The 21,236-nt window shown below is 66.5% G+C and carries 10 protein-coding genes; 1 reads left to right on the top strand and 9 read right to left on the bottom strand.

Translation table 11 applies throughout. The features are described 5' to 3' along the window. Positions 1 to 88: 88 nt before the first annotated feature. Positions 89 to 625, bottom strand: a complete 537-nt coding sequence (locus D7Y15_RS09490) for a DUF4833 domain-containing protein (RefSeq protein ID WP_233604870.1) — start codon at positions 623 to 625, stop codon at positions 89 to 91. 10 nt (positions 626 to 635) lie between these two features. Beyond that, positions 636 to 1,208 carry a hypothetical protein gene (locus D7Y15_RS09485; RefSeq protein ID WP_121752341.1) on the bottom strand — a complete coding sequence of 191 codons (573 nt, stop codon included), beginning with the start codon at positions 1,206 to 1,208 and terminating at the stop codon, positions 636 to 638. Positions 1,209 to 1,367: 159 nt separating this feature from the next. Between D7Y15_RS09485 and D7Y15_RS09480 the strand changes: the two genes are divergently transcribed. Continuing rightward, positions 1,368 to 1,910 carry a hypothetical protein gene (locus D7Y15_RS09480; protein ID WP_121752340.1) on the top strand — a complete coding sequence of 181 codons (543 nt, stop codon included), beginning with the start codon at positions 1,368 to 1,370 and terminating at the stop codon, positions 1,908 to 1,910. 141 nt (positions 1,911 to 2,051) lie between these two features. Here the strand turns inward: D7Y15_RS09480 and D7Y15_RS09475 are convergent, their stop codons facing one another. The 7 genes from D7Y15_RS09475 to D7Y15_RS09430 all read right to left on the bottom strand — a co-directional run bounded on the left by D7Y15_RS09475 (position 2,052) and on the right by D7Y15_RS09430 (position 21,188). Then, positions 2,052 to 6,185: an Ig-like domain-containing protein gene (locus D7Y15_RS09475; RefSeq protein ID WP_158629026.1), complete on the bottom strand. Its 4,134-nt coding sequence runs from the start codon at positions 6,183 to 6,185 to the stop codon at positions 2,052 to 2,054. A 501-nt stretch (positions 6,186 to 6,686) separates the two neighbouring features. After that, entirely contained in the window at positions 6,687 to 13,046 is a 6,360-nt protein-coding gene (locus D7Y15_RS09465; RefSeq protein ID WP_199745904.1) for an NACHT domain-containing protein, read from the bottom strand. Between the two features lie 529 nt (positions 13,047 to 13,575). Further along, positions 13,576 to 14,091 (bottom strand): transposase, encoded by a 516-nt coding sequence (locus D7Y15_RS44645; RefSeq protein ID WP_158629025.1) that lies wholly within the window; start codon positions 14,089 to 14,091, stop codon positions 13,576 to 13,578. A 47-nt stretch (positions 14,092 to 14,138) separates the two neighbouring features. Beyond that, positions 14,139 to 17,108 (bottom strand): DNRLRE domain-containing protein, encoded by a 2,970-nt coding sequence (locus tag D7Y15_RS09450; RefSeq protein WP_233604869.1) that lies wholly within the window; start codon positions 17,106 to 17,108, stop codon positions 14,139 to 14,141. 155 nt (positions 17,109 to 17,263) lie between these two features. Next, entirely contained in the window at positions 17,264 to 17,752 is a 489-nt protein-coding gene (locus D7Y15_RS09445) for a hypothetical protein (protein ID WP_121752336.1), read from the bottom strand. 194 nt (positions 17,753 to 17,946) lie between these two features. Next, on the bottom strand, positions 17,947 to 19,989 hold the full coding sequence (locus tag D7Y15_RS09440) for an endo-1,3-alpha-glucanase family glycosylhydrolase (protein WP_121752335.1): 2,043 nt from the start codon (positions 19,987 to 19,989) through the stop codon (positions 17,947 to 17,949). A 464-nt stretch (positions 19,990 to 20,453) separates the two neighbouring features. Then, positions 20,454 to 21,188, bottom strand: a complete 735-nt coding sequence (locus D7Y15_RS09430; RefSeq protein WP_233597464.1) for a 1-acyl-sn-glycerol-3-phosphate acyltransferase — start codon at positions 21,186 to 21,188, stop codon at positions 20,454 to 20,456. Between the last annotated feature and the right edge of the window lie 48 nt (positions 21,189 to 21,236).

Genomic DNA, 21,236 nt, shown 5'->3' with positions numbered 1-21,236 from the left:
TAGCCTCACCCCGCGCTCATCCGGGTCTTGCAGTCCCTTGTCCGCTGCTCGCCTGTGTCCATGACACGTCGAACAGCTGTCAGCCGTCTCACTGGCGGATCAGCTCATGGACGGGCTTCCCATCCGGGCCCACGCCATCCAGCCGGACGAAGTCGACCCTGAAGGGCCAGGACGTCTTCACGAAGACGTGCTCCAGTCGGGAGACGCTGTTGCCCAGCTTCGTCCACGCCTGGACCTGGCATTTGCCGTCGACCCGCGCGGTGGTGATGTCGATGGGGCGCGAGGGAAAGGCCTTCAGGCTCACCCGGACTCGCCAGCCCTCCGCGGTGGCTTCGACCGTCTGCGAGTCCTCCAACCCATACACGGGCTGCTCGACCCCCAGCAGCTCCTCCACCTCCAATGGCCCGCGCTCCAACATCCGCCAGTACACCTGCACGGGGCGCAGCCCCACGGGGCGGCAAGCCTCGTCCAGGCTCAGGGCGTAGTGGACCTGGTTCCGGTTCTCGCTCCGGGTCAGGAAGAAGGCGGACTGCGATGGGACGGGCGCCCCGGCCGCGGAGGCCAGGGTCGCGACGGTCGTCAGCGCAACGGCAGTGAGGGTGCCGAGCCTGGGTTCATGAAACACGAGGGTGCCTCTACTCCTTGACGACGCGGACGGCGGTGAACGCGCGGCGGACATCGCAGTCGTAGTCCTCGTACTCCGAAAACGAGTTCCCGCTGTCCTTCACCCTGTACGTGCCCGTCAGGGTCAGGGGCATGGTGGTGGTCTCCGGAACGGCGTCGAGGGTGCCCTCCAGCTCGAACTCGTGGATGACGCCGAACGTGTTCGTGTGGTGATTGCCACTGGCCTCCACCTTCCGGCCACCATTGCCTTTGAAGTAGCCCGTCAGCCACCGCTGGCCAATGTCGATGTTGAACCAATCGTTGGAGGAGTCGTACTGGTGCCTGATGACCATGGGTTCCGTGGGCAGGGTGGCTTCCAGGCGCCGGCAGCCTTCCGGCAACTCCGAAGTGTCCTCGAAGGTCAGGGTGTACGTGCCGGAGATCTCACAGCCGCTCGTACAGTCCGGCTTTGATGGCCCGCTGCTACCACAGCCGCTGGCGCCCATGCCGCTGCCCATCGTCATCATCGCAGTGGCCAGGAGGACGGGGAGTCGCAGGTAGGTGATGACCTTCGAGGAACGGCGCTGGGCGGAAGACGTCTGCATGGGAGGCTCCGGTGTTGGGGTTGAAGGGCTGCGGACAATAGCCAGTCAGCCACGGGTCCCCAAACGGGGTCCCCCGCACCCCGTGCCCGGCCGGCGTCCCGAGGTACGCTGGCAACGCACGAGGGCGCCCCGGTGCCCTCATCCTCCCACGGAGAGCGCATGAGCCCGCCGGACCACCCGCCCCTCGACACCGTGGCCATCATCGCCAGCGTCAAGGCCACGGCCGAAAAGACCTGGAAGGAGTCCGTGGATACGGAGCGAGGCAATCCAGCCGACGCCGGGTTCATCAGCTGGAGTACCCGCCTCAGCGACCCGCTGCCCATGACGTGGCCCCTCGTGGAGCCGAGGTTTGCTTTCTATGCGTACGCCAGAGGCATGAATCCCATGCGCCTGCGGGACGGGGAGTTCGTCGGACCCACCTGGGCCCGAATCACCTGGTCGGCGCAGGGCCAGAAAGTAGAGCTCACCCGCCTGGACACCCGGCTCACGTCTCACGGAGTCCAGGGCGTACGGCCGCTGCGGAAGGAGGAGCTCGAGGCGCTGAAGGTGAAGCCGCTCGAAGTGCTCCTGGGCCCGCGGACGAAGGCAGCGGATCAGCAGCTCAAGTCCTATTACTGCCTCCAGCGCTCCGTCGGAAACATCCCTCCCGAAGCAATCACCGCCCATGCCGCGTTCTTCGAATGGCTGGGCTGTGGGCCATAGGCTGCCCAGGCCCGGTGCCAGAGGATGTCTCCGCCAGGCAGGCAGCGCCCGAGCTCCAAGGCGCCGCGCGGTCCGCGTGGGTGGAGGCGGAGCCCTCCACCCTGTTCCGAGCGAAGGGCCGTCGGGTGGCGGGGGGCTGGCTCAGTTGCCGGCGTAGGCGGACATGTTGCTGCCCGGGTAGCCGCCGGTGCCGGACCAGGTGGCGGGCAGCGCCGTCAGCCCTGGCTGAACCTTGTAGGAGCCGGTGCCGCCGGTGTGACGCCAGTAGATGTCGCCGGTGGGCGCGAGGACCGCCAGCCAGTACGTCGTGCCCGACGTCACCGCCTGTGACGTGATGGTGCAGGCGTTCCATGCCCCAGGGGTGACGGGCGTGACAGTGCAGGTGCTCAGCTGCGTGCCGGGCGTCCCGCTCCCATTCGCATATAGGCCGAGCCGGAGCGTGGTGGCCGTCGTCTGCGCATCCACGTAGAGATTCAGTCGCGTGACGTTGCCGGTGGCATTCGCCGCGTAGCTGAACGCCGCCGCGACGCCAGCGTTCTCGAAGTCGGACGTCGTCAGCACGGTGCTGTTGCCGACGAGAGCGGTGGGCGCGGTGGGGGTCGTCGCGCTGGCGGTGGCCGTGTAGGCCGAGCTTCCCGCGGCGTTGGTCGCGCGGACCCGGTACCAATAGCGGGTGCTCGCGGCCCGGCCCGTGTCACTGAACGTCGTCACGTTGGCGCCCGGCGTCCCGACCTGGGCGAAGGTGCCCGGAGCCCCGGAGACGTCCGGCGCCCGCTCCACCAGGAAGCCGCTCTCGTTGGCCGAGGCGTCTGTCCATGCCAGGTTGATCTGTCCCGCCGACACCGCTGTCGCCGTCAAGCCCGTGGGCGCCGCGGGCACGGTGGTGGCGCTGTTCACGGTCATGGAGACCGTGGCGGAGCGGGTGCTGGCGGCGGGATTGCCGTTGTCCACGGCCACGGCGTGCACCGTGTGGCTTCCCTGGGAGGGATTGCTCCAGGCGCAGCCGTAGGGACTGGTGGTGCTGGAGCAGATGAGCGACGTGCCGTCCGCGTAGAAGTCCACCCGCGCGAGGCTCCGGCCGAAGCCCGCGCTGGCGGTCGCGGCCAGCGGCACGGAGGCCGGCGTCGTGTACGCCGCATTGGCGCTGGGAGAGGTGAGGCTCACCGTGGGCGGGTTGGACAGCGTGAGGGGCACTGCGGCGGAGGTGGTCGCCTGGAGCGTGTCGTCGGTGGCCTTCGCCGTCACGCTGTGCGCGCCGTCCTGGAGCGAGCTGACGCCGCAGCTCACGGACGCAGAGGTGGGCGCGTTCACCGTGCAGAGCAGCGTGGTGCCGTTGTCGAAGAACTCCACCTTCGTGAGCGTGCGGCCCGAACCCGCCGTGGCGCTGGCCTGGAGGTTCAGGTTGGCGGGCGCGGTGAAGTTGGCGTTGGCGACCGGCTGGGTGATGGACACCGTCGGCAAGGTGGAACTGCCCGCGGAGAGGCCATACATCGAAGCGTTGGATGCGCCCGCGTACACCGTGGAGGTGCCGAACGTGGGGCCCGGCAGCGCGGAGAGGCCCGTCGGCGAATAGCGCATGGAGCCGGTGGGCAGGTCCATGTAGCGGAACACGCCGCCCCCGTTCGCGCCCAGCAGCGCCAGCCAGTAGACGGTGCCCGACGTCAGCGTCACCTGCGGCGCGGCGGCGCAGCCGTACCACTGCCCCACCGCCAGCGGCAGCGGATCCACCACCGGGGTCGTGCAGGAGGAGAGCAGCGTGCCCGGAGCGCCCGAGGCATCGCTGTAAACACCGATGGACAGCGACGCATTGGCATTGCCCGGCGCCGCGAAGACCTTGAGCGTCCCCAGCGTCCCTGTGGCGACGGCGGTGTACGGGAAGGCATTCACCGAGCCGCCGTTGTCGAAGTCGTTCTGCGTCCCAACGGTGTCCACGCCCACCAGCCGCACGCCGCCCACGGAGGGGCTCACCGTGAAGCCCACCGGCGCGGAGTCGGTGACGAGCGCCGGACTGCCATTGTCCGTCGCGCGGGCAAAGACAGTGGCGTACGTGCCGGCCGTCGCGTTCCACGTGCAGGCCGTGCCGGTCGTCGTGAAGCAGAGCGACGTGGTGCCCTGGAAGAACTCCACGCGCGTGAGGGTCCGCCCCGCGCCCGCGCTGGCCGAAGCGCTGAGCGTCGTGCTCCCCGTGGGCAGCGTGGCACCGGAGACAGGACTCAGGATGCTGACCGTGGGCGGACCGGCGACCGTGATGGCCACCGACGCGGAACTGCTCTCACCCAGGCTGTCCACCGCCTCCGCGCTCACGGTGTGGCTGCCATTGCCCAGGCTGCTCGTGGCCGTGCAGGTGACCGGGTTGGAGACGGGGGCGTTCACGGTGCAGAGCACGGTGGCGCCCGCGCGGAACGTGACGCTGGCCAGCGTGCGGCCTGAGGTGGGTGTGGCCGTGGCGCCCGGGCTGAGCGTCGCGGGCGCGGTGAAGTTCTGCCCGTCCGAGGGCGCGGTGAGGGCAACGGTGGGGGCGGTGGGTGGTGCCCCGGAGATGACGATGACCCCGCTGGTTGAGTGGCGGATGCGGAGCGCTTTGTTGCCGGTGTCGAAGGTCCACCCGTCCGCGGCCAGATCCGTGCGCTGCGACAGGGCGGTGCCGCCCGCGGTCACCGCCGAGGGGACGAAGGCGAGGCGCAGCACCTCCGTCGCGCTGGCGTCGTAGGTGGTGTAGCGGACCTCGTTGCCGGGCCCGTAGGTGATGCTCTTCACGACGGAGGTGGAGCGCAGCAGGTGGTTCTGTCCGGCGGGCGCCCAGTCCGGCTGCGCGCCCATGCCGATGACGAAGTGCCGGATGAAGTCACCCCACCCGTCCGTGAACCAGACGTTGTTGGGATACGGCCCGTCGATGGTGAGCCCGCTGTCGCGCACCATGTACGTGGCCCAGTTGAACGCGCGGAAGGCCTTGTCCTTCGCCGTCGCGTCCCCGGTGAGCTCCGCGTAGCGCGCGTTCACGGCGGCGTAGCGCGCGGTGTGGCTGCCCATCTTGTAGTGGAACGCGTACTGCTCCTTGATGGGGCGCGCGCCGAACTCCAGCGTGTCTCCGAAGTTCGTCTCGATGAAGGCGATGATGTTCTGCACGTGCGCCTGCCAGTTCGGATCCAGGCCAGGGTTGTCCATCAGGAACTTGGCCGTCTCCCCGGGGACGAGCTGGTTCAGGTTGTTGGTGGCGTCCGAGCCCACGTCCTCGAAGTACTGGGTCCAGTTCTGCGTCGCGATGGGGCCGTTGCCGCCCAGCAGCCACGCGAGGACGGTGGCCTGGGTGCTCTGCCATTGGGCCAGCTGCGTGCCGCTGTAGCCGGGCGCGCCGTTCAGCGCGCCGGCCTGTCCCAGCCGGATGAGTTCCTGGAACAGCTTGAGGGGCTCCACGACGTTGGACGCGTAGTTGTCGACGATGTTCGCGCCGGTGCGCACGGCGTTGTCGGAGGCCCGCACGCGGTACGGCCACGGTGACACGGTGGCGCTCGGAGTGCGCAGGTGGCTGGTGAGCTGGTTGGCCGCGTTGATGGCCATGTCGCGGTAGGCCGTATTGCCATTGAACTTGAAGGCCTGGACGGCTGCCCATGCGAGCGCGCCCACCTTCTCCGGCTGGAGGTAGCCCACGCCGTCACCCACGCCCACCGAGCCGCCCGCCTGCGCGCCCGCGTATGTCAGCGTGCCGCTGGCGCCGCTCGCGTAGGGCACCCGCGACCAGTGGTCCCCCACGGCCGTCATGCCGTGCGCCAGGTGCCAGTCCAGCAGCGCCAGCGCGGCGTCGCGCAGGCGCGGGTCGTTCTTGTAGGGCGAGTACGCGAGGCCGGACTCGATGAGCATCGCGTTCAGGCCGGCGGGGTTGTGCGGCCAACCCACCGGCTGACCGGCGGGAGAACACCCGGGAGCCGTGCCGCTGCACAGGTACGAGTGCGCGTAGTAGGCGGGTTTGGCCACCGACGGGTTCGTGAGGTTGGACAGGTTGGGGAGCGCGAGCAGGTAGTTCTGGTTCAACTCCAGCACATGGTCATACGCGGCGGAGCTGCCCGGGTTCGTGGGAGGCGCCCAGGACAGCAGCTTCCCCATGCCGTCGCACTGCGCGGCGTGCTGGTCGATGCTGCCGCCACCGCTGCATGCGAGCGCCTGACGCACAGTGGTGGGCGCGGGCGCGTCGGTGGGCGCGGCACAGCGGGTCAGCAGCAGGAGCATGAGTGCTCCGATGAGGGAGCGGACGGTCCGCTCCGGGAGATGGGCATGCATGGGGGTGGGTGTCCTTGAAGGGGCGCACAAACAGCACCGGCCCTGGAGATTGCTCTCTCCAGGGCCGGTGCATTATCGCCCGCGCCCGTTCGCCGGTTGCGTCAGGCTTGAGCTGGCAGCGGGGCGCTGAACGCCAAGGGCTGCGGGGCCGCCATCCTCGTGCGCTTCTACCCAGCCAGCAGCCCAGGCGCGCACTCACCGTGGGCGACCCCAGGTGCTCCAGAATCGCTCTCACCCCTCCTGCTCTCTTCACGTACGCCAACATCCTTGCGCCTGCCTCCACACCTCAAGCACGCGAACACATCCAGGGCGAGCGTTCTGCGCAGCACAGCCCGGCTCAGTTCAAACAGGGTGTGCGCTCCTTCCTCGGCTCATCCACCGTCGCGGCAAAGACGGGACTCTCCTCCGTAAGCCCCAGCTCCGCCCGTGCTTGAGGGAGCTCGACGGAAATGTCATTGAAGTACGGGAACAGCGAAGGTCCACGCGACCGATTGCGCGCCATCAATACTTGCTCTCGTGCAGTTCGTTGGCCCGTCCAGGGTGAAGGTATATCTTGAGGGAAGGCGTGACGCGCACAACCAAGGTTGTGTGCCAATACCGGGACTTGCTGTCGCCTCGGCCCGGATCGCTGCGCCGCAAACGAACTATGCAGATCAAGTCGCAAGCTTGCGCGCTCAGGAAGTCACGAATGAAGCTGGATCGGCAGACTGCTTGATTTCCGGTTGAGCGCTGACCTTCGTCGCGTTCTGTGTACTGGCACCATGCCTCAACGTGCAAGACGGTGGCGCCCAAGCGATCAATCCACTCGCGACCGAATGGATCCTTCATTACTAAGCCTCCGAAGCTGTTCGCATTGGCAGTCAATCGCGTCCGCTCAGCGGCGCCAATGACCCCGAACACATCGGTCTCATCCAGGCCGGCCGGGGCACGTGTGTCGACCAGCCACGGGTGAAACGGGGCTTTGAACTTCAGCAATCCCGGGTGGCCTTCTTCGTGCTCCTCGATTTTCGGAGCATCGATGTGGAACGGATCCTGGGCGGCTACGTCCTTGGCGACACGGTCGCCTTGTGCAGAGGGCACCATTGACGAGCGCACGTGGACTTGGACATCGTCCATTGAGGTCCAGTCCCCATCCACCACCAGCCATTCTCTGACCCCATCCCCGATACCCAGCAGCGCCGAGAGCTTGGCCGTGTCTGCAGTGAGCGCGACGCCATCTTCAGTCACTTCGCGCAAGTTGACGCGGGTGGTAGCCTGACGCCAATCGGTGCCATCCGCCAGCCACTGACCATCGTCCCGCGTCAATACTTGGCCCCGTAGCCATTCATGCCACGGCTTAGTCCGGCCGTAACTAGGAACGGCCACCGGATACTCTCGCAGGAATCGGCCGGCCACGGCATATAGCCCGTGCCAGCACAGTTGTTCGCCATAGTCATGCTGCGCTTCCGACATTTCATCGCGGCTGCGACGCCGATCCGAGCGGCCGCCGACGTCATACATGCTAGTGAGGCCAGGTTCGTGCTGGTGAACCCACGCGCTCAGGGCATCTCGCGCCACCCAATGATCAAGGTTAAAAAGCCTAGCGACATCCGACACTTCGTTCTTGTCGAAGTCGTACTCCAGGCTGACGTCGCACGGGGGCTTAGGATTATCAGTGGGTCGGGAGTCGTAGAAAGACGATCCCCTGCCTTGGGATTTGACAGGCGGATACGGTGACTGATTCACTCGACGCAGTTGCGCTTGCGCCGTCTTCGACAGCTTCAGCGCGCCGCCGCGGTGACATACCAACAGAGCTTCACTCGCAAAATGCTGTCGCAGAACATGCGGGTCGGCGGAATCGAGTGCGATGTGCTCAAGGAATTGCCGATGCGGGGCGATGGCGGCCGGTGCCTCCAGCGCCACGCGAGCCATGGCGATCAGCAGCCACAACTGGGCATGTAGGTAGAAAAAGGGCAACTCCGTAGCGCCGAATGCACCGGCGGTCTTGTCTCCGAAGCGGGCGACCACGCGGTCCAGAACGTCGCTCCGACCCAGGCGCACTGCGGATCGCAGGGCATGTGAGGACATCCAGCGTCGTTCAGCACGTGGCGAGCCCAGCCCAAACCAAACCAGCCCCGCGGTAATGTCGGAGGGATCGTCCTCGGGGTACAGGCCGGGGCGCCACTCGCCATCGACGACCAACGGGGCCAACTTGGCTGCGCCGCCCCGAAGCAGTCGTGCCAAGGCGGCCTGACCCGCGCCAGGCTCCGCTTTGGTGTTGAAGCTCGCCGCCACGCTGAGCCAGACAGCGGCGGGCACCGCAGCCTTCGGCCGGGAAAACGCCTTGAGCAACCCCACGACCAGTGTGTGGCGGTTAACGCCCGTCAGCTCGAACAGACGGTTGAGCTGGAACGGGGACAGCTGTTCGAAGGTTACGAACTCCGCCAGGTTGGCGTGGATGATCCACGCAGCGCATTGCGACCAGATGCGATCGACGGCGTCAGATGACTCCGACCATGCGGTTTTGCACAGCTCCAACTCGTGAAGCTTGTCGTACAGATCGATTTGCTCTTGCCGAGCAATCATCTCGATGTACTTGGTCATCCCGGAAAGCGGGACCTTGGCGCGCAGGACCTCTAGAAAATCTTGCTTCAGGCGCCGCCCTTGAAGCGCCCCATCCAGAGCCGCAAGAGATTCCGCAATCCCGGCATCGTCCAACGGGTTGAGCGACGCCGCGCGGGCTTTGGCCGCCGCAATCTGCTTAGCTTGCTCGGCAGCCCACTCGGACCGATCCGGCACGGGGTTGGGCGGTCGCCAGTTGTTGAGCGTGTTGAACTCCTGCGTCGCCTCCGAGATCGCCTCTGCCGCATGAAGCAACCGCGACCGCTCGATTGAGGAGGGGCCAAACGCCCGCTCGGCCAGACGCGACAGTGCCAAGATGTCGTCCGACCCGTGCCCGCCGGGGTTGTTCTGTTGATAGTGCTGAATCAGCTCCTCAACCAGCGTCGGCGTGACCCCAGATGGGCATCGCAGCAGCGCCTCGACAAACTCGCCGGTGCCACAAACGCGCAACTCCGCAGGAGAGCTCACCCGCAGCATGATCAGAGCCAACGTTGGCTCAAGGTCACCGTTGTCGACCAGAGCCTTGAGGTATGGGAGCAAAGTGTAGTTGAGGGAGATGCGTTCGCGATCCTCCCAGCGCGCCAGCCGGGCCAAACCCTTGGGACCCGCGGCGTGCGCCAACGCCTGGCCGTAGCCGTCCCAATTAAACTTGGGTTCCTCGCCCAGGTTCAAGTCGCAGATGTTCGACAAGGTGTGGCTGTCGGCATCTTCCAACCGACCGCCGTGCAGGGTCGCCGCGACATGCATTAGTTCGCTGACGAATTGCCAGTCGCCCGAGCCTACGGCATCGACCTGTTCCAGCCCACGATGGAAGTACTCGGCAGCATCGTCCGGACTGGCCGGAAAGATCGCCCGTGAGAGCTGCGCAAATGAGGCAGCTCGCTCATTGACGTCATCAAGCCGTTCGATCGCTTCTCGGGCCCGCACGGCAGCCTTCCCTGCCGCCATCTGACAGGGAGTCCGTCGGGCCAAGATGCTGACCAGTTCAATGACATGTGACACTGGAGCTACGCCCGCCGCGCTGACCGCTTCACTGTACTCGCGAACCTCCTGCGTAGCGTGGCCAGCATCCGCGGACACGGCCAAGGTGAGCAGTCGCTCGCCTACCGTGTTAAATTGTCGCTGTGCGGACAGGCCGCCCAAGTAGTAGTCGTTGCTCATCCGCAAGCGATTCCACTCCGCCATCAGCGGTCGCAGCCGACCGATGTCGCCACTGTCGGTCCGGCTCATCGCCTGCGAGAAAGCCTGCGCCACAGAGAGCCACGTACTTAAACGCGAATCGAGAAAGCGCTCGGCTCGGTGCAAGTCGTCTTGACGCAACCGGCGGGAGGAGTCGTCCGCCGGCGATTTCACCCTGACGGCCTCGCCCAGCGCATTCTTCAAGGCCGTCCGGAACTCCTTGCCTTGAAGTTCTGGCGCGACGCCAACAGCGGCCTCGGAAAGCTCCTTGGGAAGCAGCATTCGTTCTTCGAGCGGCACTCCCTTCGCGAGCGCGCGAAGTGTCTGCGCAGCGATGAACGGGTACGCATCACGCGTCCAGTACTCGTCCAGAAAAATGTACAAACTGGGCGTCGGAATCGCAGCCGCATCAAGGATAGTGTTCGCCTCGGTTGCCATTCCCAATGCAACGGCCACGGCGGCTGCCCGCAAAATGCCGCGCACAATGGGGGCCTCCTTGGATTGGGAATCCGGCTCGCCCAAGTCGATTTGGGCGCAGACCGCAGCCAGCCGGCTTATCAGTTCGCGCTGCCAGGACTCATCGTCGTCGGCATACGCAATGGCTGCCGCCAAGACACCGGACTTAGAGACAGCCGATGCGAGCATCGCGCTGAGCGCCTTATCAGGCACGCGCAGCGCCGGCGCACCTGCCTGTACGAGCGAAAACAAGCGTTCCGCTACTTGGAAGCCGTACCAGTCCCGCCACCCAGCCAAGTCCTGGGCGGCGGCCTCGCCGTCGCCTCGCGCCAGGCAGCACAGCGGGATAGACGCCATATCCAATGCGGTCGGTCCCTTGGCGCGGCGGCGCAATTCTCGGTCTTGGTCGTAGTAGTGACGACGCCACTCGGAAACGCGGTGGGCGTGGCGAGTGGCGTCAGGTAATTCGTCGGCCAAGACGTGCGCGATGGTCAGTCGCGCATGCCTGGCGCCAGGCCACTCTGTGCGCGCGTCAAACAGGCGCCGCCGCGAGTCAGCATCCGCGATCGCCACAGTCAGGTCGGGGTGATCGAGCAGGTACTGGGTGCCTCGCTGATTCATCGTGGCCAAGGTCGAAAGTTCGACCAGCAGTTGGACCAGCCGTCCGTTGTCCTCTTGGTTTGCCGCGAAGGCTACAGCCGCCCGAATGCGCGCCTGCCGAATGGCCTGCTTGCCGGCCGCAGTGGTGATGGCTGCCGGAAGGCGCTCATCGAATGCAAGCTTGAACAACTGGTCACCGTCCCCCAACTGCTGCAGCAGTTCCGGCAACGTCGTTGCGGCATACAGGGAACGATCCTGCATCGCAAAAAGATTCGTAGCCAAGCGACGTAGTGTCGCTTCATCAGCGGCATAGGTTTCGCGGATCAGGCCTTCGGTCGGCTCGTCGCGAATCATCAAGCCGTACCTGGTTTGCTCCAGCAACGGCGACAGATCGGCGGCGAAACTATTGACTGCCCCTTCCGACAAGCCATTGGCCTCGGCGAACTCGCGCACGGGCACGGGCGGTGGCAGAGTCGCAAGCCCAGCAAGAAACGATGCGATCTCGTCTTCCTGATAACCCTGCCGTCGTGCGTCGGCCAATGCGTTGGCAATCTTCAGCCGAAGCAGCTCGTCCAATTGGATGACCTTGTTGAACTCCGACGGCGCCAGAAGCTCAGGGCCTTCGTCGACAAGATGTTCGAGGATGCGTGCATTTCCGCGTGAGCGCGATTGGGCTACTTGCAGCATCCCGTCCGTCAGTCCCTCTAGGCGGTTTTGCATGTATGCGCGGGATTCGTTCAGCGTAAATGGCAGGAGCTGAAGCCGTTCGCAGGAAGCACTCCCGATAGCATTGGTCAGGCGATAGCCGCGTGCACTGACGACAACCCGCACGCCGGGGATAGGATCAGTGATGGTCAGTTCTTCCAGCAGCAAACGCGGAAAAGCCGTTTCGTCACGCAAAGCAGCGTGCTCGCCAGCATTGTCGATTGCATCAAGCAGCAGGACGAGCTGTCGATCCGGCACCGTCGTCCGAAGCGTCTCAGTCGCTTGGGTGAGTCTTGAGCGAAACGTTCGGATCAGGTCGCCGTCGCTGGCATTGCCGGGGAGCATGGGATCGCACAGGCCGCGGCACGCCAACAGGTTGGCGATGTGGATCAATCCCCGCTGCGGCAAGTGGCGCGCGTCGGAGGTGGCGCGGTACTGCCCCATGCCAAAGCAATCGAACAGCACCACGTCGTGGTCTTTGGCCAGCTTCGCCGCGAGCGACTGCATAAACACCGTCTTGCCGACGCCGCCGTCCGCGTGGATTAGTAGCGGCCGAGTAAGGCTTGGAATTTGAGCAACCACCGACGCCAGTTGTTCGCGTTCCACCACCGAACTGACGTCCGGGAAGCTCTCTCGAACCGGCAGGAGCTCGTCTTCGTGCTGCAGGTCCAATGCTGAGAGGACGTCTGCGCGCAGGATGACGTTTCGATGCTGGGCCAGAAGGCCTGCCTTGGTGCGTGCCAGCTCTCGAAGGTTGCTGAGTCGGATTCTGGACTGCGGATCTCGCGCGACCGACCAGTCCGCTAAGGCGATGGCCAGTTCGTGCTTGCTCTGGCGCAGGTCCCCGGAAATCCCTGTCAGACGTAGCCGTGCCGCGAACTCTGCCAGATCCTTACCCTGCAGGTTGATGGCGTCGGTGAGCTGCTTGGCCTGCGTCTTGGCGACACCCTTTAGGATCACTCCGTCTCGCAGGGCCGCGACCGCTTGTTCGAGCTCGGGAAGGATCGGGCGATTGGTGATGAGCTCGAAGCGAAGGCGATTTCGAGTCGGGCCAATACCGTGCTCGCGCTTTAGAGCGCGATACGTGCGCGCGAACTTTGCAACCGTGTGCTTGGCATCGGCCGCGCGAAATGACTTGAGCTCGGCTGCCTTGGAGTACTTGACCTGGACCACGACGACCCGTTCCGCGTCTCGGAAGGTCGCCGCGGGTCCGTAGTACAGCACCGCATCGGCGATCTCGGTCGCCTCTTGGGATACCCGGTCGCTGGGGGAGAAGCCCTCGATCGCGACCCCGACAAAGCCATCTTGCGGAAGCAGCAATCCCAAGCTCTTGCGAGCTACCCACGCTTCGTGGAACTCATGGCCGTCCCTGGATGCGCGAACGCTGTCAACGCGAACTAGAGATTTTGCCATTTTGTCCCTTTTGGTGAAGCTTCCAGCACGGAAGTCGGAAGTGCATCGAAATCCACTGTCAACATTAAGCGCACAGGTCCTTCGACTATAGCCGCATTCTCGCGACGCATGGATGTGGAGCATAGGCAGGACAGGAGCCCTCTTGGGCGTAGCGGGCGGAAGCAGAGGGACGCTGACGGGAAGCCCATGAGCCGCACGCCGAGCCGGTGCAGAAGCCTTTCATCTCCAGCAGACACACGCCTGCCCAGCCCAGCCACTTTTCCAGGAGGGGCGCGGCAGGTGCCTGGCTCTCTTGGCTGGCTGTGGCGGCTTGAGCTTCAACACCACGAACTCTGGGGCGGCCCTCGATCAGGGGCTAGGTGCGCACTCGCCGTGGGCAACCCAGGTGCTCAACAATTGCTCCCTCCTCCTGCTCCCTTCACGTACGCCAACACCCTTAGGCCTTCCTCCACATCTCAAGCACACGAGCACATCCAAGGAGAACGTCCTGCTTGAGCAGCCCGACCCAGTCCAAACGAGGTGTGCGCTCCTTGCTCGGCTCCTCCACTGTCGCGGCAAAGGCGGGGCTCTCCTCCGTAGGCCCCGGATCCGCCCCTGCTTGAGGGAGCTGAATTGGACGCACTTTCGCGCATGGGGCAAAGACGCCATGGAACCTCGTCAGGTTTGCCCTCGGAGGAGGCACAAGGCTGGCCAGCCGGCGGAGCATCTCAAGCCTGGGGAAGAGCAGGTGCATCATACCGTCCGGCAGCGGGCGCTTCATGCGGTAGGCAATGCGGCCATCCTCCGCTCGTGACAAACGCTCCAACGCAAGCGTGCCGCGTGCCCCGTAGCGGCATCGCCGCTCCAGCCCTTGCCTGTCGCCATGTGGGTCGAGGATCTCCAGCAGCGACCGAGCGGCGTTCCAAATGAGCTGTGGGGTTCGAGCAGGACGCGCCCGAGCAGGGCACGGCACGTCCCCGGGGCCCCCGCTGGGATGCGGGAGCCCCGAGGCACGGCGGCCTACTTGCGCAGCTTGAACAGCAGCACGTCGGAGCGCCGGGACTGCGGCGTGTACCAGGTGCCGTCCATCTCGAGCGCCTCGTTCAGGTTGCCCGCCACGACGACACCGTCCGGGGAGGACGCGAGATGGAGCTCATGCACGGACGTAAGCCCCAGCACGCGGACCCACCGGGACTCCAGCCCGGGACCGAAGGCCGCCAGCGTGGGCCGGGGCCGTTCGTCCTGGCGCCAACCGACGTCGCCCAGCCCGACGAGGTTCCCCGCGCCGGTCTGGGTCGTCACGATGTTCCCAGACCCGTCCACCACCATGTCTGTGAACCCGGCGTGCGCGAACTGCCGTAAGCCCACGTCCCCGCCCGCCGCGGTGAGCACGCCCACGAGCGCATCACGGGCACCTTCGTATTCCTCCGGCTCGCGGCTGACGTAGCCCTGGCCGGCGAACGACAGGTATCCGTTGAAGTTCCCGGTGAAGGCGATGCGCTGGTCGGGCAGCACGCCCACGGAGTTCACCTCGCCGTAGCGCACGCTCATCACCCGCGCCCAGCCGAAGCCGCCCCCGACGTCATACCTAGCGACGAAGCCTCCGCGCTCCGCGACGGTGCCGCCACCGAAGTCGGTGTTGCTGCCCGCATGGCCGCCCACGATGACGCCCTCGCTGGCGTCCACGGCGACGCTGTTCGCCCGCGTGCCCACCAGGGACGTCCCGTCCAGCACGCGCGACCAGAGGGGCGCGCCGTCCCACTGGAGCTTCAGCACGTAGGAGTTCGGGTACTCGTCGTCGTACGGATACGCCTTGCCCGAGTACACCGGCCCGTTGCCGAAGTCCGTGTAACCCCAGAACGTGCCGACGAGCACCGCGCTGCCATGCGCATCCGTGGCCAGGTCGAGCACCTCCATCGGGTTGTCTTGGTAATTCTCCGGGTCGCTCGGGTCACCGAACCAGGCCCGGAAGCCGCGCGTCCAGTCCACCGTGCCGTCAGGCGTGAGCTTCATCACCACCAGGCCGGAGCCCTGGGGCAGCGGCCCCTTGCCCAGGTCCGGTGCCCCGTCATAGCTGCCGGCGACCAACACGTTGCCCACCGTGGTCACCACCACCTTCTCCAACCGCACCCCTGCCTGCGTAAAGGAGCGCGTCCACGCGACGGCGCCATCCGCCCGGTGCAGGGTGACGGTGTGGCCCGACGGGACGGGCGGGGTCCCCGTGCCGAAGAGCCGGGTGACGACCGCGAACCCGCCATCCGGCGCGGTCGCCACGTGACGAGGGGCCTCCGCCCGCGCGCCTCCGACCTGACGCACCCAGGCCGTGGTCCCCGACGGCTTCGTGCCCCGGTACGAGCAGAACGGGCTGCTCTCATACGTGATGACCAGCCGGGGCGCGCCCCCGATGATGTGGCGCGCTTCCGCGTCCGTGGAGACGAAGCCCACGCTGTTGGTGCTGTCCGGCAGCAGCGCGAACGCGTACGTCCCGGAGGCCGTCACGGTGTTCGTCACGTCCAGCTCCACCCACGCATCCCGCGCGACGGCCCCCAGGTCCACCAGCGGCTCGCCCACTGGCGCCGGGCGGTGGTTCCAGTCCGTCGTCGCCCCGTCGAACGTCGACGCCCGGTAGAGCCGGGGCCCGTTGCCCGTGCCGTCAATGGCATACAGGCGCAGCGCCACCCGTTGAATGCGCTCCGGCCGCAGCTGGACATCAAAGCGCAGGAAAGCCTCCGCGCGGGGAGCCGCGTCCACCCGCAGCGAGGCGTGGTGCTGGAACTTCGAGTCCGGCGCATCCGCCGCCGCGTAGGTGTCGTGCAGCGCGCTGACGGGGACCTCGACGTACTCCGTGCGGGTCAGGCACGCGTCCGTCGGGGCTGTCTTCGCCGCGCCCGTCCAGACGAGCAGCCGGGGACGCAGCGACGCATCCGCGCTCTCCCGCGAGTAGAACGTCACGCCGTCGCTGGAGGTCGGGTACAGCCCGAACGTCACGTCCCCGTTGCCACGCACCAGGTCCGTCACGTCGTAGTCCACCCAGCTCCCCGTCGCGAGCCCCTGCGCGTCCTCCACCGGGCTGCCCGTGCGGGCCGGCCGCGAGTTCCACGTGACGCTGGCCTCGCTCCACGGCAGCCCCGTCAGCGCGTACACGGCCGGGCCGTCATCCGACCCCGAGTTCACGTACAGGCGCAGCACCGCGCGCTGCACGGCCTCCGTCAGCCCCTGCACCGGGAAGCGCAGGTAGGCCTCCTGCATGGGGGCGCTGTCCACCTTGAACGTCGTGGCGCCGCCCTGGGCCGTGCCCGGACTCTCCGCGTCGACGAACGTGTCGCCGCTCGCGGTGAAGGAGACCGGCGCGCCGGAGAGCGTGAGCGGCGCGGGCGGCGGCGGCGGGTTGTTCTCCGCGGACTCCACGGTGAGGACGAGCTGCGGCTTGTACTCGAAGGACTCGCTCGACCCGAACGTGAGGCTGTCCGTGCCCTTCGCGGAGAGGCGGAAGTCGACGCTGTAGTAGCGGCTGGGGATGTACATGCCCGACACGTCGAGCTCCACCCAGGTCCCGCTCCTCACGGGCCCCTCGCTCGAGGTGAGCAAGGCGTCGCTCCAGCTCGGCCGGGTGTTCCACGTCACGCTTTCGTCCCAGATGTGCACGCCCGGCGAGTCGTGCACGACGACCCCCTGGGCCGCGTTGTTCATGGCGAACAGGCGCAGCCTCGCGGACGTCACCGTCCCGGCAACGGGGAGCTCGGCCCCGGAGAAGCGCAGGTACGTCAGCGCCTCGGGGGTTCGCGAGACCTTCAAGGTGGAGGAAGCGCCGAAGCTCGTGTTCGGGGACGCGGCCTCCACATGCGCGTCCTCCGTGGGCGTCAGGATGACCGTCCGCGTCGTGAGCGCCGCGCGCTCCGTGCTGACGGTCTCCGCCCCTGGCGGATGTAAATCTTCTTCCACCGTCAGTGGCGCTCCGCACCCGCTCAGGGTCGCGAGCGCCACACCCATTCCCCACAACATCCCTGCGACTGTCATCCGTCTCACGCTGACTCTCCCTCTGGGACCACGAGGGGAGGACTTGAGCAACGGTTGAGCCAGACATCGGGCAAGCCGCTCGAAGTGCTCCTGGGCCCGCGGACGTTCGAGTGGCTGGACCGCGGCCCCTAGGCCTGCTCAACCAGCCGACCTTTTGCGAGGGCCTCCTCCACCTGTTTTCGACACTCCTCGGCCGGAGCCTCGTATTTGTAGTCCGCCAGCGCTTCCGCCCGGGCGGGGTAGAAGAACCGGAGGCTCGCCCACCCATGCCTCCGCCGGTCCCCTGACTCGGACCGCAGCAGTTGGAGGATGGGCTCCTCGTACTTCGCCAGGTCCTCGCCGCGCTGTGCCAGCTCCGCCAGAATCAGATGGGAGATGTAGTACTCCGCCTCCAGGCGCTGGCTCAGTGACGCCGGGTTCGCTCGACGCAGGTCGTTGTTCAGGAACCTCGCGACGAAGAAGAACGGAAGTCCTCCGACCCCGTAGCCCACCACCCATCCCACCAGCACGCCCCCAGCTGCCCCCATCCATCCCAGGAGGCCGTGCCCCACGAATGCGCCCACACCCGCGCCCGCCAGGACCGACAGCAACCGAAACAAATCGAAGACGGTGAACACCCGCTGTCTCCTTCCCTCGAAAGCCCGTGCCGGAATGGCACACACCCAGGCCCGCCAGGATGACAACCTGACGGGCTGGTGGCTCGATTCGAGGGGCCAGGCCCTGCACCCGCGCAGGAGCCGTCGCCTCCTTCAGCAAGTATCCGGCCAGGGTACTGCCGCCGAAGCCCAGGCCCGTCGCCCCTTGAGCGTCTTCAGCGCTTCAGCCACATCGGCTCGCCGGGGCACAGCCGGCAGCGGGCCTCTGCGTTGGCACAGGAGGTCGCGCAGGACGGGAGCGCCGCGCGGGCCGAGCTTCCGGCGCGGTACAGCAGGTCCTGATACGCGATGGAACCGACAATGGGGTGCATGCTCTGGAACTGCACCACCGTGGCCCCCGAGCGCTTCAGCCGGAAGGTCGGCGTCCCCACCGCCAACGCCGTCCGGATGGCCTGCACGCCGCCCGCCGTCTTGTCCTCGCCGTAGGTCGCCGTGCCCTGCGTGATTTCAAGCCGGCCCGCGGACGTGAGGAAGCCCACCAGCTCCACTTCATTCGTCGCCGGGCACCCTGCCCTGCACACCGCGAGGTTCGCGGACGTCTGGGTCGTGGGCACGAGAGACGAATTGTGGATGCGGTGGTTGTAATACAGCACGTCGCGCTCGATGGTCGGCCGTGTGCCCGTCTTGAACCACTGGATGTAGTACGCGGTCATGTCGTACGCGGGCCACTGCTTCCCCGTCGACGGCCGGATGTTGTGGTGCTCGTGCTGGTCGTTCCAGGTGACGATCTGGACCTCGTCCAGGCCGTCGGCAATCACATTCTCCCAGATGGAGCGGAGCGTCAGGGAGTTGCGCGCCTCCCAGAAGGCCTTGTCCTTGGGCCGGTAGTCCTGACTGCTCATCGGATGGATCCACTGTTTCCCGTACCCGGCCGCCTTCGTCTTCAGGCTCCCGGAGTACCCCGCCGTCGTCACCGGGACGGCCGTCCCCCACCCCGCGTAGGCATCCCCCACACTCTTGTACTCCTCGAAGAGCGCCGTGCTCCCAGTGCCAAGGAAGACCGGCACCAGGTACAGGCTCATGCCCAGCTCCGTTGACGCGCGCTGCTTCACGGTGGCGTAGAACGCCGCCGTCCGGCCCTGCGCGGCGGGATTGAACAGGCCAACGACATACTTCCCATCCGGCCGCCGCAGGAGCGCCGCGGAGCCCTTCAGCTGACCCAGGATGCGAATCATCAGGTCCTGGTCCCCCGCCTGGCTCCCCGTCCCCAGGATGGTCATGTCGAAGTTGGGGATGATGTCGAAGCCGCCGGCCTGCGAGGCCGCGTCGACAATCGTCTTCGCCCGCGTCCACACCGCGCCGTTGTTCACGTCGCTGTCGGTCCACAGGTTCAGATAGAAGCCATCAATGCCAATCCTCGCCGCGAGCTCGATTTCGTCCTTCGCGTCGCGAAGCCGCCAGTCAGTCTCCGCGCGGGGAAGTCTCGGGAGCGGCCGCTCTCGCATCATGCCGCCGTAGGCCGCGTGGCTTCCGCTCTCGCCATTCACCGCGATGTAGGCGCGCTCGTAGTAGTCATTGGACGTCGGGTTGGTGTTGTCGAACGACACCGGGTAGTAGTGCCAGTGCGCATACACCCGCTTCGCCGAGTTCCGTAGCGTGGTACGCGGCACCGCGGTGAACGGCCACTCGCAGGGGCCACAGTCCGGCCCGCAGTCGACTCCCGTCTCGGTGCCGTTGCGCACCCGGTCCGAGCAGGTCGCGGCGGGCGTCACGCTCAGCGGGAAACTGGACTGGTTATCGCTCTCGTTCGTCTCCGCCGGCAGGCGGTTGATGTCATCCACGTGCGCGAGGAGCGTGTGGGCCCCCGCCGTGGCCGGCGCGGTCCACGCCTTCGTCCCCGCAGGGCCGGAGTTGGCGGTGAGCGTGACGCTGCCCCCCGGCGCGATGGAGCTCGTGTACGTGTCCGACCACGACACCTGTGTACCGTTCACCCAGAAGGAGAGGCCGTGGACGATGCCCGCGGGCGTCGCGACGTTCCCCGCGTTCCGGATGGTCGCGCTGAAGGTGACGGCACTGCTCGGAACCACCGTGGTGGGACTCACGCCCGTGACGACGAGGTTGTAGCCGTCCACGAGCGCCCCCTGCTGCGAGGCCAGGGGCTCCTGGAGCGGATCCCCGCCACAGCCCATCCACGCGGCCAGCAGCCCCAGGGACAGGACCTTCCAGGTGCTCTTCAAGTCGTGATTCGCGGGGTGCATCCACAGGCTCCGTTCCAGCTCGCATCTTCCTGTCGCGCCATCACGAGATGGATGGCGCGCTCCACGGGCGGGCAGGCTCCATTGTCGCGGTGGAGCTGAACGGGTTGCTTCAGAAAAAACGGTATTTCAAGAAATGAAGCCTGGATCCGGCGCCAGAGGATGTCCCCACCGGGTCCGGCGACGGCGTGCCCTTCCGTGCTGACGGGTTCCTGCTTCCCGTCGCATAGGAAATCGATGCCCGCGGTGTCCCGCGCCGGGACCTTCGCAAGGAAGCGCTCACCGGAGGCGCCTCGCCCGACGATGACGCCGAACCGGGGGCTGCCGTCGCGTTCGTGGCGGCAGCGATGTCACCGAATGGATACCTTGTCCAAACACGAGGCGCGGACGGCTCATGCCGCCCGCCGCGCAGCGAGTGATAACCGTTGGGGGCTACGGCTCAGTGTCTCGGGCCGGTTGCGTGACGTTCAGCGCTCGGCTTCCATGCGCGCCTTCTCACGGACAATGACATCGCGCACGTGGTCGCGCAGGGCGTGCACGTCCCCGGCGAAGCCCTCCGGGTCGATGGGCTCCAGCACGCGCACCCGGGCGTGGACCGCCTGCTGGATGACCAGCCCGTGCTTGGGCATGGTCCGCGCGGTGCCAGTGAGGACCACGGGGATGATGGGGCAGCGCTGCTGGATGGCCAGCGTGAAGGCGCCGTCCTTGAAGGCCTTCACCTCCCCATCCTTGGAGCGGGTGCCTTCGGGAAACATCAGGATGGGGACGCCACGCGACAGCCAACGCTCACACCCGGCCATCATCTGGATGATGCTCGCCCGGTCTCCGCGGATGAGCGGCACATACCGGTTGAGATGCATGTTCCAGCCGATGAGCGGCAGCTTGAAGTTCTCCGCCTTGGAGACCCACTTGAAAGGCCGGTAGAGGCCGAAGAGGACCAGGATGTCCCCCAGCGACTCGTGGTTGGCCACCAGCACCGCCGCGCCCTTCCAGGGCAGGCGTTCGCGGCCCTCCACCCGCAGGTGCCACATCGGGTTCACGTAGAAATACAGCTGTGCCCAGAAGCACGAGTACAGGTGAAGCACGCGTCCATTCGCGTCAAACGGGCGGGTGAGCGCCCACAGCAGGAGCGCTCCAAGGAACAACACCGCGCTGGACAGCGCGAGGAAGGTCCAGAACGCGATCGAGAGGAGGATTCGGATGGCTCCCACTCTGTCATGGATGGATGGTTCCACACAGCGTAGGTGTGC

Origin of the sequence: Corallococcus sp. AB030 (genome assembly GCF_003668965.1) — a bacterium.
GTDB lineage: Bacteria > Myxococcota > Myxococcia > Myxococcales > Myxococcaceae > Corallococcus > Corallococcus exiguus.
Note: the sequence above shows the minus strand (reverse complement) of the source record. Positions and strands in the feature narration are given on the sequence as shown.